We start from the raw sequence: 17,201 nt of genomic DNA, 5'->3' as shown, positions 1-17,201 counted from the left end.
ATCTCCAAACGTACTTCTCGGACAAGCTAAGAATGCCCTCAACTCATACGTTGAGGGCATTCTTTATGCGCTTTTGTCCTCCGCCTCTAGACCGAGTATTTTTCATTCTGTGGTCGGTATCCGAAAAGGCAAGTCTGTTGTACACTAAGGATAACGAAAGAGGATAAGGGGAGTTAAACATGAGAAAAGGATGGTCCGATCGTTTCTTTGGTGGATTAGTACTTATTGGTATTGGCGTCATATTTTTACTTCAGCAAATGGGGTATGTGGATATTAGTTTAGGATCTATTATTTCGACATATTGGCCGCTGATTTTAATATATGCTGGTTTGAAAAACTTGCTAACCTCACGTGGTAAAGGTGGTTCTTTTTTAGGAGCTTTTATTCTTATTGCTGTCGGAGGATATTTTCAAGCACGTGCATTAGATTGGGATATTTTAAGTCCGGGTGATTTCTTTAAGTACTTAGTTCCTGGATTCTTAATTTTATGTGGACTCCATGTCATATTCAAGCCGCATCGTTCCGAGCCTAGTAAGAAAATGAAGCCACCTATTGTACCTATTTCACCTTTAGGATATCCACCAGAGCCATCTGAACTACCCAATTTATCCGATCTAGATGAAGGAACTGAGTCGACGTTAGATAAGCAATTTGAAGAGAAGTTTGGGGTTTCTTTTGCAGATAAAAACCAGGAAAAAAAATCAGGCACCTTTGATATGGATTTTGATGATGACTCTGATAAGTATGAGGAAGAAGATTCGTATAACAATTGCGATAGAAGAAATAAATTTAAGGATAAATACAAAGATAAATACAATCGTAAATTCGAAAGCTTCAGCGATGGTGAGAAGATCAATAAGTCTGCTTTCATTGGGGACGTTCATATGGGACGTGAGTATTTCGAACTAAAGCCTACTAACATATCTCAGTTTATTGGAGATACGGTACTTGATCTAACGAAAGCTCAAATTCCTTATGGTAAGACGAAGATTAATATTTCTGCCTTCATCGGCGATATTAAAATATATGTTCCTGATGATATGGATTTGGGAATCAAGGTGAATTCAAGTTCCTTTATTGGAGATATGTCCATCTTATCTGAATCAAAAAGTGGGTTCATGAGTTCCGTTCAAACTTCCAGTACCTATTTTAAAGAATCCCAAAAGAAAATAGTCATTAATGTCAGTGCTTTTATAGGTGATATTAAAGTGAATAGGGTAGGTTAAGGTAATGGTGAAAATTCTTAAAAATACGAAATGGTTGTTACTGTTTTATTTCTTATTAAGCGGAGTCGTAATGGCCGGAGTTATATATATGGGGATTTACATGGGATATATTGAAGTTATAGACAATGTGATGTGGTTGTACTACTCGCTTGGTATTATCATATTCACAGTGGTTATAGGGTATATGGCAGGGCAACGTATTCAGCGAGGAATTGATGTTCTAGATCTTAATATGTTACAGGTAGCCAAAGGGAATCTATCCGTACGGATGCCTGTAGCAGAGGATCAATCGTTCGCACGCGTATACCACGAGTTCAATAACATGATAGATACGGTTGAGAAGAAGATGAAATTATTGCAGCGCTTAGGTGTACAAGAAGTAGTGAATAAGGAGAAGGCTGCAGAGAATGCAGTATTAGAAGAACGACGACGAATGGCTAGAGATCTGCATGACACAGTCAGTCAGCAGCTCTTTGCCATTCATATGTCTGCTTCAGCTCTTCCTAAGGTATTGGTACACAATGAGGAGCAGGGGAAGGTGGTATTAGAACAGCTAATAACGATGTCACATCTGGCACAGAAGCAAATGCGTGCACTCATTGCTCAACTTCGGCCCGTGGAACTTGAAGGTACATGTCTGGCTGAGGCTTTGGAGAAATGGTTCCCCGATTATTGTCGTCAGAATGGACTTAAGGGAATGAAGGAACTAGAATTGCAAGGCGAGTTATCTGAAGCGATAGAACATCAATTATTTCTTATTATTCAAGAAGCTATGGCCAACATTGTGAAGCATGCACATGCGGTTTTAGTTAGTATGTCTTTACGAGAAGATCAACATCAGGTGGTGCTCAGTCTGAGTGATGATGGTCAGGGGTTTAACGAAGGGCTACAGAAACAAGGGTCGTATGGACTTCTTACGATGCGAGAAAGAGCTGAGAAACTGGGTGGTCATGTAGAGATCATTAGTAAAGAAGGCGCAGGCACAACGATCCGCGTACATATTCCTAAATTTACTCCTGGGGAGAATGATTCTGATTTACGTTAATTCTACATATGAGGGGGAAGTATAAACATGGAAGGAAACATCCGGATTCTACTTGTAGATGATCATGATATGGTTCGTATGGGGCTAAAAACGTATTTGATGTTGGAGCCAAAGTTCGAAGTCATTGGGGAAGCAAGGAATGGTCAAGAAGCATTGGATATGCTAAGGGTTGGATTGCCGGAAGGCCCTCCAGATTTAATTCTTATGGATTTGATGATGCCCATCATGAATGGTGCCGAGACGACTAAGGCAGTACTTAAAGAACATCCTCTTATGAAAATAGTTATCCTAACTAGTTTCCTAGAAGATAATCTAGTAGTGGATGCTATAGAAGCTGGAGCTGTTAGTTATGTGCTTAAGACGGTATCTGCGGAGGAACTCATATATGCGCTACAAGGTGCATTTAGAGGAATGCCAGTGATGACAGGGGATGTTTCTCAAGCGTTAACGCGGGGCATTCGCCAACGGACAGTCGAAGCTGATTCATCAGGACTTACAGAACGAGAGAAGGAAGTTCTCCTCCTTATTGCAGAAGGAAAGAGTAACAAGGATATTGCTGAGGAACTACACATTAGTATTAAAACCGTTAAGACACATGTTAGTAATTTGCTGATGAAGTGTGAATTAGATGATCGAACTCAGCTCGCTATTTTTGCACATCGAAAAGGTTGGGCGTAGATAAAATTATACATAAGATGAATCTATTATTTGATGTTTTATCTCTCTTTAAATTGTTTTTAATGTGACTTTAAGGTTTATGGGTCATGATAAGAACAGTTAAATAATATCCCACCTAACAACAGTGAGGTAAGGGTATAGGAGGTAATTAGACATGGATGAACGAGACAATAAGTATGGACGATTGGATGAAGATTTAGATCAAGAAATGTCAAAAGGAAAAGGTTCTTCGGAATCAGGTTCTTCCTATTATTATTCCTACGGGCCATTTAAATCGATAAGTAATGATAGTGTGATACAGAATGAAGATGATTCCAATGATCGAGAGAAAGTGGAAGTTACTCCACCTCGACCTCTTCGGAACTTACCAGTGGCGAACGCATTCAGTTCACCAGGTAATGGCCAAGAGGGTGGAAACAATAATGGTGGGAATGGTAACTGGCAATATAGCAAAAAACCGAAAAGCTCGGTTAAAGCAATATTGGTTTCATTCTTAGCAGGGATGGTGGTCATCACGTCCCTCATGTTTACGGCAGATCGAATGAACTTGTTCACACCAGACACTTCTATATCTGCGATGGCACCAGAGTCAAGTACATCAGTAGTAACAACGCCTAATAATAATTCAGGTTCATCCTCGGCTACAGCAACATCTTTACCGTTGTCCAAGCCAGGAGATGTAGCTATGGTATTTAAGGAAGCAAGTCCTGCGGTTGTGAAGATTGATACATTGGTTGAGTCGGGTAAGGCTAGAAATGGACAACGGACTAATCCATATTCAAACGACCCTTTCTCCTTTTTCTTTGGTGATCAAGGGCAGGGTGGTAGTGATAAGGAGGGCTCGTCTTCGGATTCTAAATCAGAATCAGGTCAATTGGTTCCTTATGGTGTTGGTTCTGGATTCATTTATGATAAAACGGGTTACATCCTGACGAACCAGCATGTTATTGATGGTGCAGATGTGATACAAGTGACGCTAGAGGGTAATAATAAGCCTTACGAAGCTAAGCTTCTTGGATCAAGCAAGGATCTTGACTTAGCTGTGCTGAAGATTGAGGGCGACAATAATTTCCCTATTGTTCCTATGGGTAATTCGGATGATATGTCAGTTGGAGAAGGCGTCGTAGCTATAGGTAATCCACAAGGTTTCGATCATACAGTTACATCCGGTGTGCTTAGTGCCAAGGAACGTACGATAGATATCAATGAGGAAGACGGTAGTGGTACGCGTAAGTACAAACATTTATTACAAACGGATGCCTCTATTAATCCTGGTAACTCAGGTGGACCTCTCTTGAACCTAAATGGTGAAGTTATCGGAATGAATGTTGCGGTGAGTGCAGATGCACAAGGTATTGGGTTTGCTATCCCATCAAGTGTAATCTCGGAAGTTGTGGATAAACTTAAGAATAATCAGGAAATTCCTAAAGATCCTGTTCCATTCATTGGTGCTTCGTTGACCACGCTGACTGATGAGGTGGCTAAACAAATGGGGACGACTTTGAAAGAAGGGTCTTTGGTTGCAGAAGTCATCTATAAATCCCCTGCATACGTAGCTGACATTCGTCCATATGATATCATTACTGGTATTAATGGTACTAAGTATCCTACTAGCCAAGATCTAATCGATTTCATACAGAAACAACAAGTGAACACCAAAGTAACACTTAATATCGAAAGAGATGGTAAGTCTATTGATCTTCCTGTAACGATAGGAGATCGAAATGGGTTTGATGTTTCAACAACTCAGAAGTAACAGGAGTGGCACGATGAAATAGCGGAAGGAATTTCTCCTTCCGCTATTTATATATGGATAGATAGCTAGTATGAGCGCAGTTGGTTACAATATGTTTATAGATAACAAGATCGATACTTTACCTAATTGTCTAATAATAAAGGGGTTATGATTTATGCGTTCTACTATTTTACTGATTGATGATGATGAGAAAATTATTTCTATGCTACGTAGAGGACTTGCTTTTGAAGGATACGATGTCTCAACAGCAGCAAATGGTGCAGAGGGATTAAATATGATTCTTAACAGTGAGCCAGACCTTGTTGTATTAGATATTATGATGCCAAAGGTGGATGGTTTTGAAGTATGCCGAAGATTACGAGAAGGCGGAAGTAAGGTTCCTATTCTAATGCTGACTGCCAAAGATGAGATTGAACATAGGGTCAAAGGATTAGATCTTGGCGCAGACGATTATTTGGTGAAACCATTTGCCCTTGAAGAGTTGCTAGCTCGTGTACGTGCGCTCCTTCGACGTAAACCTGGATTGAATGAAGCAGGAGAGCCGAAGCTCAGCTATGAAGATATTATCTTGGATATGGATGCAAGAGAAGTGCTTCGAGGTGGGGTTCGATTAGAGTTAACAGCTAAAGAATTTGAACTTTTGAACTTATTCATGCAGAATCCGAAGCGAGTGTTATCCCGTGATCTGATCATGGACAAGATATGGGGTTATGACTACAGTGGAGAATCTAATGTGTTAGAAGTATATATAGCAATGTTGCGTCAGAAGATGGAAGAGCATGGAGGGAAACGAATCATTCAGACCATCCGTGGAGCAGGATACATTCTAAGAGGGGATACATAAATATGTCCATCCGACTTCGATTAACGGCATGGTATTCCGCCATTTTAGCTGTAACACTTATCATCTTCGGTTCGATTGTATATGGTGTTGTTTATTATAATACGTATGATGAGGTGGAGAAACGAATTTATCAGCAGATAAAACGAATTAATCCACACATAACTATCGAACCGTTTACAAGAACAGTCGGTTTCGCATTTGAGAAAGCGACATTTAACTTTCAGGAAACACAGATTATTGCACAGATACACGACTATACTACAGGTGTAAATATACCCGATCAGAATTTAAAAAGAGTAAGCGGGATTGAAATCCCGATTCCTTCAACTACACCTGAAAAAGTGGTGGCAAGCCTCAGCCGTATTCAAATTGATGGGAGTCCGTTTCTTATCTATCAAGCACCTCTTTCTGCTTATGATGGAGGTCCTATCATAGGTCTTCTCCAAGTGGCTGCCCACACAAAATCGGAGCAAAATCTATTAGATGGACTTCAAAATATTCTTGTATTGGGTTCGGCGATCATGATTATTATTGCTTCGAGCTTGGGATTATTCCTTGCACATAAATCAATTCGACCGATTGGTAAAGTAATTGAAGCGGCCAATCAAATACAGAAGGGTGCAGATCTTAGCTTACGGATCGAGTACAAGGGTCCTCAGGATGAAATTGGTCAGTTAATAGGAACCGTAAATAATATGCTTAGCCGGATGAATGGATTCTACAAAGAATTAGAAGACGCCTATGCAGCACAGCGAAGGTTCGTGTCAGATGCTTCCCATGAACTGAGAACGCCGCTTACGACGATTCGAGGAAATGTAGATTTCCTACAAAAGATGTGGGATAAGGAATCGGGAGATCGTCCTAACATGGACGAGGAGACTTTGCAGTTGATGTCCAAAGAAGCACTTGGTGATATCTCCGATGAGGCTAAACGAATGAGTCAACTGGTAAGCGACATGCTTTCCTTGGCACGTGCAGATACTGGGCAGACATTTGATAAATCACCAGTACCACTTGAGCCATTGGTCGAGGAAGTTGCTCGTCGTGCACAATTTCTACCTCATCAAGCAGAATGGATAATAGGTAATTTATCCACGCTAAACGGTGTTTATGTGAACGGTAATAAGGATTATTTGCAACAGTTGCTGTTTATTTTTATTGAGAATGCGTTCAAATATACACCCGAAGGACAGGTTTCTTTAGATGCATTTAGGTATCAAGATCAAGTAGGGATACGTGTCGCGGATACGGGAATTGGGATGAATAAAGAGGATGTACCGCTTATATTCGAGCGTTTCTATCGGGCTGATCAGTCTAGAGGAGTCACAGAGGGCATAGGATTAGGATTGTCGATTGCGAAATGGATTATAGAAGAAATGGATGGCTCCATTGAAGTGGTAACACGAGTGGATGAAGGGACAACCTTTATTATCTGGCTTCCTATGATCTTTCCTGTCCCTTTGGAATGAGGTATAATGAATAAGAATGAGGTAAGCTAATGAAAAGAGGTCGATACCATGGAAGTGCTTAAGATTTCTCCTCGGGGATATTGTTATGGAGTCGTAGATGCGATGGTGCTTGCGCGCCAGGCGGCTCAGAATTTAGATCTTCCCCGGCCTATATATATATTGGGCATGATTGTCCATAATAGCCATGTCACAAATTCATTTGAAGATGATGGCATTATTACATTGGATGGTGCTAACCGTCTTGATATTCTCGATAAGGTAGAGAGTGGTACTGTTATATTTACTGCTCATGGTGTATCTCCAGAAGTACGTAAGATTGCTCGGGACAAAGGATTAACAACAGTAGATGCTACGTGTCCGGATGTAACAAAGACCCATGTTCTGATTGAGGAAAAGGTCAACGATGGTTATGAAGTGATCTACATTGGTAAAGGTGGACATCCAGAGCCAGAAGGGGCTATTGGTATTGCACCTGATCATGTTCATCTCATTGAAAAAGAAGAGGAAATAAAGGATCTCCATTTGGATTCCTCTCGCATTGTTATAACGAATCAAACAACGATGAGTCAGTGGGATATTAAGCATATTATGAGGAAGTTGTTAGAGAAATTTCCTTCTGCTGAAGTGCATAATGAAATTTGCCTAGCAACACAAGTACGTCAAGAAGCGGTGGCAGAACAAGCGGGCCAAGCTGATCTCGTGATCGTTGTTGGTGATCCAATGAGCAATAATTCGAATCGTCTTGCACAAGTATCCGAGGAAATAGCTAATGTTACTGCTTATCGCGTAGGCGATGTAACAGAAATTAAACGTGAGTGGCTTGAAGGAATTACGAAAGTTGCCGTTACATCGGGTGCTTCTACTCCTACACCGATTACGAAGGAAGTTATACTTTATTTGGAACAGTATGACCCTAACAATTCGGATACGTGGGAAACGAAACGAACCGTTAATATGAAGAAGCTACTTCCATCTGTTAAAGTGAAAAGTAATACGACGACTTAATATGGATTAACAAAGAAATGGCTATTCCTTTGATAGGTATATGACTCGAAAGATAGACTCTTTAATAAGAGTGCTCATCTTTCGAGTTTTTTGCGATCATTGGATGGCATTTTTGGACTTGACGGTATACGTATCTTAGGGTATATTTACTTTAGTGATTAAAAGCATAAAAGCGGGTAAGCGTCTAAGTGAGTTAGTGATATGTTGATATAAAGAAAGGATGACATAAATTATGATCGTAATTACATCGAATGTAACACCAGACGAACAAATCGGGGAAATCGTAAAGGTGATTGAGAAAGAGGGCTTACAAGCTCATGTATCTAAGGGGGCTGATCGTACCGTTATCGGATTGATTGGTAGTGTAAGTCCTAAGCTTTCTGAACATTTGCGCCAAATGAAGGGTGTAGAGAACGTGGTTAAAATTTCTAAATCTTATAAACTAGCTAGTAGAGATTTCCACCCTGAAGATACGATCATTGATATTAAAGGTGTGAAGATTGGTGGGAAAGAGATTGTTATTATGGGTGGCCCATGTGCTGTAGAGTCAGCTGAACAGATTGATGAGATAGCAGCGCTAGTCAAAGCAGCTGGTGGCCAGGTGCTACGTGGAGGAGCATTTAAACCACGTACGGGACCTTATAGCTTCCAAGGCGTTGGAGTAGAAGGTCTTATCATGATGCAAGAAGCTGGAAAGAAACATGGCTTGCTAACGATTACTGAAGTTATGACTCCTGAATATGTTGATATTTGTGCTGAATATGCGGACATTTTACAGATCGGAACCCGTAATATGCAGAACTTCGACTTACTTCGTAAGTTAGGAACCTGTGGCAAACCCGTTCTTCTCAAACGTGGTTTTAGTGCAACCTATGATGAGTTGCTGAATGCAGCAGAGTATATCTTAGCTGGAGGCAATCCAGATGTCATGTTGTGTGAACGAGGAATCAGAACGTTTGAGTCTTATACTCGCAATACGCTTGATTTAGCTGCTATACCTGTATTACAACAATTAAGTCACCTTCCAGTGATATCTGATCCGAGTCACGGTACCGGACGCCGTGAGTTGGTAGCACCGATGTCTAAAGCTTCAATAGCTGCGGGTGCTAACGGTCTCATTGTTGAAATGCATACTGATCCTGATAATTCAATGACAGGTGATGGTGTACAATCACTATTCCCAGATCAATTTGCAGAACTATTGCAAGATTTAGAGAAATTGGCACCTTTGGTAGGTAGAACATTCAATACAGAGAAAGCTCCAGCGGAGAATTTCCTTTCTAGAGTTTAAAGATAAGAGTTGAAATGAATAGATTGAATTGTCTGCCCACTCTCGGTTTTTTAATAAAATCGAGAGTGGTTTTTTCATTTAGATAATTCAACACTTATGTTAGATTATCTTACATATCAGAAAGAAATACCTAACATACGTATTGACGTTAAAAAAAATACGATTTATAATTGCGTCAACAAACAAAAGAAATTATGAACATTTTTAATCAAATAGATGGTTAATGTTCGGAATTTAGGGGGAAAAGGGAATGTCAGTTGAGAATGTATTGAAAAGTATTGCGGATAACAATATCGAGTGGATAGATTTCCGCTTTGTAGATCTAGCAGGACGTGCTCATCATATTTCACTACCAGCTTCAGAAGTAGATGCAGACACATTCGTTAATGGGGTTGCGTTCGATGGATCCTCCATTACCGGTTTTCGTGGCATAGAAGAATCAGACATGGTTATGATGCCTGATCCAGAAGCAGTGTTTATCGATTCATTCACTGCACACCCTACTTTGAACATTATGTGTAACATTCATACGCCTGATGGCGAGCGTTATGAGCGTGATCCACGCGGAATAGCTGCTAAAGCGGAAGAATTCTTGCAAAAGAGCGGCGTAGGTACGACAGCCTTCTTCGCACCTGAATCTGAATTTTTCATCTTTGATGATGTGCGTTACGAAAGTGGCATGAACAGTTCTTCTTTCTTCGTAGATTCGGAAGAAGCTGCATGGAATACGAATCGTAAAGAAGAAGGCGGTAACCTAGGCTTCAAAATAGGTGTCAAAGGTGGATATGTACCGGTTGCTCCAGTAGATACACAACAAGACATCCGTAGTGAAATGTGCCGTCTGCTTGCAGTAGCGGGCTTGCGCGTAGAACGTCATCACCACGAAGTAGCAACAGCGGGTCAAGCTGAAATCAATTTCCGTTTTGATACGTTGAAGAAAACAGCAGATAACCTTCTTGTATATAAATATATTGTTCACAATACAGCACGCCAATATGGCAAAGTAGCAACATTTATGCCGAAACCTATTTTTGGTGATAACGGTAGTGGGATGCACGTTCACCAGTCTATTTTCAATGGCGACACACCTCTTTTCTATGAAAAAGGTGGATATGGTAACCTGAGTGAAATGGCTTTACATTACATCGGTGGAATTCTGCACCATGCTCCAGCATTGATTGCATTGACGAACCCATCCACGAACTCATTCAAACGTCTGGTTCCTGGTTATGAGGCTCCTGTAAACCTTGTGTATTCCAAAGGTAACCGTTCCGCAGCTGTCCGTATCCCAGTTGCAGCTGTAACTCCTAAAGGATGTCGCATCGAATTCCGTACACCGGATTCCACAGCTAACCCTTATCTTGCCTTCTCAGCTATGCTGATGGCTGGTCTTGATGGTATCAAGAGAAAGATCGATCCTCAGGAACTAGGTTATGGTCCAATGGATACAAATATCTATGAATTATCTGATGCAGAGAAATTCAAAATTCGCAGTGTTCCAGGTACCTTGGATGAAGCGTTGGATGCCCTGGAAGCAGACTTTGAATTCCTAACAGAAGGCGATGTATTCACAAAGTCCTTCATTGAAAATTATATCAATGTGAAACGTGCTGAAGCTAAGGCCGTTGCGATTCGTGTTCATCCACATGAATATAGCCTCTACTTCGATTGCTAAAATTGGCATTATAAAATCATATATTATCTTGATCCTTCGGGTTTACCCGAAGGATCTTGCTTGTAGAAGGAATACTTGCGAAGTGTTTTTCTACGGTGTCGCTTTAATCCGATAAATAAAAATGAGTTTGCCTATAAAGAAATTAAATGTTCGATTCAGGTTCGAAAGTGCAAATCGTACTTGCTGGGTAGTGGGAATACTGCTATCATAGCGATATCATATAAGAGGATAGAGAAAGGGTGGGGAGTACACTTGAATAAGAGAGCCTATAATTTTAATGCAGGACCTGCAGCACTACCGCTTCAAGTTCTAGAACGCGCACAAGCTGAATTTGTTGATTTTAGAAGTACAGGGATGTCTATTATGGAGATGTCTCATCGAGGTAAAGTGTACGAGGAAGTGCATAATGAAGCTGAAAGCCGTCTTCTATCATTGCTTGGTAATGTGAAAGGGTATAAAGTTCTGTTCTTGCAAGGCGGAGCGAGTACTCAATTTGCAATGCTTCCTATGAATTTGCTATCCGAAGGTAAAGTTGCTAGTTATGTTAACTCGGGAAGTTGGGCTGATAAAGCAATCAAAGAAGCCAAACTGATTGGGAAAACAAATGTTGTAGCTTCGTCTGAGGCGAATAAGTTTATGTCCATACCTGATCTTAGCAACGTTCAATTGTCTGATGAAACAGCGTATCTACACGTGACTTCCAACGAAACGATTGAAGGAACGCAATATCAACAATTTCCGGATACAGGCAACATTCCATTGATTGGCGATATGTCGAGTGATATTCTAAGCCGTCAATTCGATCTGAATCAGTTCGGTCTTATCTATGCAGGTGCTCAGAAGAATCTAGGACCTTCGGGTGTAACGGTTGTTATTGCACGTGAAGAGTTGATTAATGACTCACCGAAGAATATTCCTACAATGCTACGTTATAATACACATTTTTCAAATAATTCGTTGTATAACACACCACCGGCATTTTCCGTGTACATGGTTAATGAAGTGTTGAAATGGGTGGAAGAGCAAGGAGGTCTTGAAGGAATAGAGAAGATTAATCGGAAGAAAGCAGAGCTTATCTATGATACAATAGACAACAGTGGTGGCTTTTATCGGGGACCTGTTGAAGTAGGTAGCCGTTCGATTATGAATATCACTTTCCGTCTGACTTCTGAGGAACTTGAGAACCAGTTCATTAAAGAATCAGAGCAGGAAGGCTTTGTGGGTCTCAAAGGCCATCGTAGTGTAGGCGGTTTACGCGCCTCGATCTATAATGCGGTTCCTTATGAGAGTTGTAAAGCGTTAGCTGATTTCATGTCACATTTTCAAAAGACTCATGGGTAAGGAAAGTTGATTCGTCATTAACTTTCTAGTACTCTTAGCCTTCCACCCTTTGGTGGAAGGTTTTTGTTTGGGTTGTGGAACAATTGGGGTTATAATACCTACAAATAGATAGATGGAGGATATCATCATGGCATTACATATTGTACTCGTGGAGCCAGAAATACCGGCGAATACAGGAAATATTTCAAGAACATGTGCAGCAACAGGTGTACATCTACATTTGGTTCACCCGCTTGGGTTTCTTACCGATGATAAAACATTAAAGAGAGCAGGCTTGGACTATTGGCATGCTGTTCATATTGAATATCATAATTCTTTTGCTGAGGTCCAAGAGAAGTATGCGGGTAGTCGGTTTTTCTATGCTTCAACCAAAGCAGATTTAAGATACAGCGACTTTGAATATCAGGATGGAGACTTTTTTGTATTTGGTAAAGAGACCAAGGGATTGCCTCCAGAATTACTTGCAGCTAATCCTGATACATGCATGCGGATACCGATGGGTGAGCAAGTTAGATCATTAAATCTCTCTAATTCTGCGGCAATTGTCGTGTATGAGGCATTGAGACAATTAGATTTCAATAATTTACGATAAAAATTGTCGAGAACAGCAGGATTCGACATAATCATATCGAACTATTAATATAGACCCATTTTTTTATCGTTGAGGGGCTATTATATTTTTTGATAGGGGAGTGTAGTACCATTATGAAACCTGCTGGTGTGGTTCGTAAGGTGGATCAGCTGGGGAGAATTGTCTTACCCAAATCACTGAGAAAAAGATATCAGATGAATGAAGGGGACCCAGTAGAGATTTTGGTCCAAGGAGATCATATTATTTTGGAAAGATATCGTCCGAAATGCGTGTTCTGTGGTTCGGTAGAAGAAGTGAACGATTTCAAAGACCGTCTTATTTGTGCTCAGTGCCAGTCAGAGATGACTGATTTACTTCGGGCCTGATGTATGTGATAGGGAGCATCGCGATTTAACGTGGTGCTTTTTTTTTTTGATTTTGATTTAACTATATAGATTGAACTAAAGACGAACCCTCATATTCATGTTTCTCTTTAGAAATTATTGAACTTGCGAGCGCAAACTTTAGTTCAATCTATATACTTCATATAACTACTGAATATGTCTTGTGACTTAAATAAAAGAGGCTTCCTCAGTATGAGGAAGCCAAACATTACGAAACTTATAGACCTTTTGTTTTATCATCGTTATAAGATGATGTGAGGATGCCGATCATGAATAGAGCCAGAACCAATGCAACAATCCAAAAAGTTAATGAAAAAGACACCATGCTCACCTCCTGTAAAACTACCTCGCTATACTTATTATACCATTTAATTTTTATTTAAAAAACAAAAAATTAGTGGGTACGGGACGAAGACTTCCATCAGAGGGCTTATTCACGACTCTTCCATTGAAGATTAGGGAAGAAGAACCTCCGCCATCCAGATTATAGGCGTCACGAACACCTAGTTGATGTAATTTGCCTTGAAGCTCCAGTAAAGTGGCACCTGATCCGCCGTTCTCATTATATCCATCAATAACGATGATCAACAGTTGGTCATCTTTATAGTTGCCTATAACCGTACGTGGTGCCCGAGCGGGTGAAGTTTGCCACTGCGCTGGAATAGGTACCTTTTGACCATTGTGTAGTAATACGGGAACAAAAGTCGCGCCAAACGAAGGATTCAGATGATCAAGATCCTCTTTGTTGTGAAATTTGCCCCCAATGAGCTTACCGGATTTATCCAAGCCTACAAAGAAGAGGTCTTTAAAGCTGGACTCAAACCCTGTCAAATATTGTCCATTCATGATCGTTGTACTTAGAGGATACCGCTTACCTTTGCCATCGGCAAATCCTCCTGCATTGATACCAGCAATGGCATTGTACCGTTGTACAGCTGCAGCAGTCGTCTCAGAACCTCCGATAACGTCCTTGCCGAGGCTCATCTTCATAGCCTTAGGATCTTTAAGTTTCACCTTCATGGCATAACCGCGATAAACACCTGGATTTACTTTAAAGAGTTCAATAGTTATGCGATCACTGGTTACTTTCTCATAAGGCGTACCCAGCTTAGAGGTAATTCTCTTATTGTAAATATACTCAGGCTTAAGCGCTTGTGATATAGTTGTCTTTACGATACTGTTAGTCGTCTCAAGTGTTTTTTGATATAACTCGGATGTCTGTCGTATGGTTGAAAGAGTACTTTTCACTACTTCTTGTGCATCATTTAGTTGCAGCACAATGTCTTGCGATGATTCGTGAATAGATTCACTTGGAATGTAGGAACTCGTATTCATATTTAACTCCACAGATCGATGGGGGAGCATGAGACAGAATAAAATACCGATAAAAGGTGCTGTTGCTAGTAGAAAAAACCGATTGACCTGTTTAACTTGCAATCTCATTTGAGAAGGTCCATTTTCTTCTGCAGAGTGTCAAGTTGTTTCTTGACCTCATTTAGTTGTGTGTACAATTTGTTGCTGTTATCGGTTTTACTCGTCGCATTATCCTTAGTAAATGTGAGTAACTCATTAAAAGATTGCACCTTGCTATTCAGTTCTTCGACTTGAGCGGATAGTTCTGTGAGATTCTGTTCATATTCCGTTTTTAATAGTGTCATCTGTTGTCGGTTTTCTTGTTGTAATTGTTGGAGCATGTCTTGTTTCAGCTCGTTGCTATATATATATGCGGCTGTTATTCCTGTTCCAATAAGTAATATCCATAGTAGCAAGAAGGCTTTGACAGAGGGACCACGCTTAGCTTTAGAACGTTCTTGGTAGGGAGTTGTTGCAGTATCCGTTGAGGAAGGCATCGTCATCACCTCATCTTAATCTAGTATTTTTACAAGTTCCCATTCTATCATTACCCTATCAATTACGCAAAAAAACAAAATTTCACACAATTATCGATATTCAATTCCTATTTTTGGAACTATTAAGATACAATTTCGTTAAGTCTGTTTATAATGACTGGGAGGATTTTATACATGTCGTTAGTTTGGCGCGTCGTTATTTTGGGTGGTCAGCCCACGAGTATGTTGGGAACGAAGTTGATTCTGGAGGAACAAGCTTATCTGAATGTGATAGGAATGGCATCGGGTATTACTGAAGGTATACTTATGGTTAAAGAGATGCAACCGGACTTGATTCTACTAGATTATTTATGGTCAAAGGGGAGATTGGAAGGTTTATTGGGGCAAATTAAGTTTCAATCCCCGGGTAGTCATGTTGTCATTATCTCGGATGAAGAAGTGCTCCTCAGATCCCAAACATTACTTAATCTAGGAGCAAATGGGATGTTATCTCAACAGGCATCTCCAAGCCAACTCCTACTTCTCATTGAGGGTCTACGTGAAGGGTATGCCTTTGTACCATTAGAATGTTTGAATAATGGGACATGGCCTGTGGCTACCCCACGGAATACACATGACATTTTTCAACTATCAGAGACAGAGGTACTTATCATGGAGCGTGTCGTTCGAGGAATTACATATGATAAAATAGCAAGAGAGATTGAACTTAGCCGAAGATCTATAGATAATTATTTACAAAGGATATATGTAAAGCTGGGCGTTAGTACACGAGCTCAGGCCATCGAAAAGTTTGCTGTTTATTCGTCTCCGAACTATCCTATATACATATAATTATATTAGTTGTGTATAGCAGTGTAGAGGAGGGCGGTTCATGAAGTATTCTGTGCATGGTTCATTGATAACACTCGCAGATGAATTCTCAGCTCAAGATTTATTCTCACTTACGTCGGTGCATATTACAGACCTTCCAAGCGATCTTGTAGCGTTGCAGTATGAAAATCCAGATGGATACATGCCGCTTCGAGAATGGCTTCAGTCCGAGTGGAAACATAAGGAAATGGAAGTAGATGTTAATCAAATACTTCTAACAACAGGTAGTGAGCAAGGAATGGATTTACTAACACGTGTGTGTGTAGAGTCTGGAGATCCTGTACTTGTTGAGAATCCTACTTCACCGGGTATTCTACAAATATTGCGGATGCGTGGGGCAAGCATTATTCCGATTGATGGGGATGAGGAGGGGTTACTTCTTCATTCATTAGATAAAGTCCTTGCGACTACAACTCCGAAATTCCTGTTTGTAGCCCCTAATTTTACGAATCCAACAGGGGTTCTTTGGAGTCTTGAACGACGAGCGCAAGTACTTGACCTATGTCGAAGGAATCGGATTCTGATTGTAGAAGATGATACGTACGGAGATCTCCATTTTGGCGAAAGTAATGATCCCGAGTCATTTAGCATACGGTATCCTTCACTATTTACACTAGATGGTCATGGCATGGGTGGACAAGTGCTATATATGGGATCATTCAATAAAACGGTGGCACCTGAGCTACGAACGGGATGGGTAGTTGGAAATCGTAAGTTGATTGAATTGATGGGTGCTGCAAAGCCAATAGCAGACTTTCAATTAAATATCTTGAATCAGCGAATGTTGTATCAATTGCTGGTATCAACAACCTTTGATTGGCATGAGCATATCCTTCTTTTGAAACGTGAGTATCGTATTCGTCTGAAACTCATGAAGGAATTATTGAAGCAACCTGCATGGAGAGGGGCTAGGTATGATCTTCCTTCAGGAGGAATGTTCCTATGGATACAGCTGCCAGAGGGTCTGCGGAGCGAGGCTCTATTGAAATGTTCCATTGGTAAAGGGGTGGATTTCTGCCCAGGAGTATTATGTTTTGCTAATAAAAGAGAAGGAAGGGGCAATATTCGTCTTAATTTCACCCAACCTGGACGAGATAAGCTAATTCAAGGTATGCGTTTAATAAGCGAAGCGATTAACGAATTCACAGCTAGGGGTTAGTCGGTTCAGATGTCCGT

At 40.5% G+C, this 17,201-nt stretch carries 16 protein-coding genes; 14 read left to right on the top strand and 2 right to left on the bottom strand.

The genetic code is table 11. From position 1 onward, the window contains the following. The first annotated feature begins 179 nt into the window (after window positions 1-179). The 12 genes from liaF to PGLA_RS01035 all read left to right on the top strand — a co-directional run bounded on the left by liaF (window position 180) and on the right by PGLA_RS01035 (window position 13,287). Window positions 180-1,226, top strand: a complete 1,047-nt coding sequence (liaF, locus tag PGLA_RS01090) for a cell wall-active antibiotics response protein LiaF (RefSeq protein WP_068527451.1) — start codon at window positions 180-182, stop codon at window positions 1,224-1,226. Between the two features lie 4 nt (window positions 1,227-1,230). Beyond that, window positions 1,231-2,271, top strand: a complete 1,041-nt coding sequence (locus PGLA_RS01085; protein WP_068527441.1) for a sensor histidine kinase — start codon at window positions 1,231-1,233, stop codon at window positions 2,269-2,271. Between the two features lie 27 nt (window positions 2,272-2,298). Continuing rightward, window positions 2,299-2,949 (top strand): response regulator, encoded by a 651-nt coding sequence (locus PGLA_RS01080; protein ID WP_068527439.1) that lies wholly within the window; start codon window positions 2,299-2,301, stop codon window positions 2,947-2,949. Window positions 2,950-3,103: 154 nt separating this feature from the next. Beyond that, window positions 3,104-4,705 (top strand): S1C family serine protease, encoded by a 1,602-nt coding sequence (locus PGLA_RS01075; RefSeq protein ID WP_068527438.1) that lies wholly within the window; start codon window positions 3,104-3,106, stop codon window positions 4,703-4,705. Between the two features lie 154 nt (window positions 4,706-4,859). Next, entirely contained in the window at window positions 4,860-5,549 is a 690-nt protein-coding gene (locus PGLA_RS01070; protein WP_068527437.1) for a response regulator transcription factor, read from the top strand. 2 nt (window positions 5,550-5,551) lie between these two features. After that, window positions 5,552-7,018 carry a sensor histidine kinase gene (locus PGLA_RS01065; protein ID WP_068527434.1) on the top strand — a complete coding sequence of 489 codons (1,467 nt, stop codon included), beginning with the start codon at window positions 5,552-5,554 and terminating at the stop codon, window positions 7,016-7,018. 48 nt (window positions 7,019-7,066) lie between these two features. Further along, complete coding sequence (locus tag PGLA_RS01060; protein ID WP_068527431.1) at window positions 7,067-8,023, top strand: 4-hydroxy-3-methylbut-2-enyl diphosphate reductase; 957 nt, start codon at window positions 7,067-7,069, stop codon at window positions 8,021-8,023. A 232-nt stretch (window positions 8,024-8,255) separates the two neighbouring features. After that, window positions 8,256-9,314 carry a 3-deoxy-7-phosphoheptulonate synthase gene (aroF, locus tag PGLA_RS01055; RefSeq protein WP_068527428.1) on the top strand — a complete coding sequence of 353 codons (1,059 nt, stop codon included), beginning with the start codon at window positions 8,256-8,258 and terminating at the stop codon, window positions 9,312-9,314. 250 nt (window positions 9,315-9,564) lie between these two features. Then, window positions 9,565-10,989: a type I glutamate--ammonia ligase gene (gene glnA / locus PGLA_RS01050; protein ID WP_068527425.1), complete on the top strand. Its 1,425-nt coding sequence runs from the start codon at window positions 9,565-9,567 to the stop codon at window positions 10,987-10,989. Window positions 10,990-11,241: 252 nt separating this feature from the next. After that, a complete protein-coding gene (gene serC / locus PGLA_RS01045; RefSeq protein ID WP_068527421.1) occupies window positions 11,242-12,330 on the top strand; it encodes a 3-phosphoserine/phosphohydroxythreonine transaminase in 1,089 nt (362 codons plus the stop codon). A 127-nt stretch (window positions 12,331-12,457) separates the two neighbouring features. After that, complete coding sequence (trmL, locus tag PGLA_RS01040) at window positions 12,458-12,922, top strand: tRNA (uridine(34)/cytosine(34)/5-carboxymethylaminomethyluridine(34)-2'-O)-methyltransferase TrmL (RefSeq protein ID WP_068527419.1); 465 nt, start codon at window positions 12,458-12,460, stop codon at window positions 12,920-12,922. Window positions 12,923-13,035: 113 nt separating this feature from the next. Beyond that, a complete protein-coding gene (locus tag PGLA_RS01035) occupies window positions 13,036-13,287 on the top strand; it encodes an AbrB/MazE/SpoVT family DNA-binding domain-containing protein (RefSeq protein WP_068527417.1) in 252 nt (83 codons plus the stop codon). A gap of 393 nt (window positions 13,288-13,680) precedes the next feature. Here PGLA_RS01035 and PGLA_RS01030 read toward each other — a convergent pair whose 3' ends face one another. Together PGLA_RS01030 and PGLA_RS01025 are read right to left on the bottom strand one after the other, a co-directional pair. Continuing rightward, window positions 13,681-14,748, bottom strand: a complete 1,068-nt coding sequence (locus tag PGLA_RS01030; RefSeq protein ID WP_068527414.1) for a phosphodiester glycosidase family protein — start codon at window positions 14,746-14,748, stop codon at window positions 13,681-13,683. After that, window positions 14,745-15,155, bottom strand: coding sequence for a hypothetical protein (locus PGLA_RS01025; protein WP_068527412.1), 411 nt, complete (start codon window positions 15,153-15,155; stop codon window positions 14,745-14,747). The genes PGLA_RS01030 and PGLA_RS01025 overlap by 4 nt, the downstream gene beginning before the upstream one ends. Before the next feature lie 174 nt (window positions 15,156-15,329). Here PGLA_RS01025 and PGLA_RS01020 point away from each other — a divergent pair, with 174 nt between their 5' ends. Both PGLA_RS01020 and PGLA_RS01015 read left to right on the top strand, forming a co-directional pair. Then, on the top strand, window positions 15,330-15,986 hold the full coding sequence (locus PGLA_RS01020; protein WP_068527410.1) for a response regulator transcription factor: 657 nt from the start codon (window positions 15,330-15,332) through the stop codon (window positions 15,984-15,986). A 40-nt stretch (window positions 15,987-16,026) separates the two neighbouring features. Further along, window positions 16,027-17,184: an aminotransferase-like domain-containing protein gene (locus tag PGLA_RS01015; protein ID WP_068527408.1), complete on the top strand. Its 1,158-nt coding sequence runs from the start codon at window positions 16,027-16,029 to the stop codon at window positions 17,182-17,184. Window positions 17,185-17,201: the final 17 nt, after the last annotated feature.

The sequence above is a fragment of the Paenibacillus glacialis genome, from assembly GCF_001637205.1.
Lineage (GTDB): Bacteria > Bacillota > Bacilli > Paenibacillales > Paenibacillaceae > Paenibacillus_AQ > Paenibacillus_AQ glacialis.
This window is presented reverse-complemented; position numbering and strand designations above follow the sequence as displayed.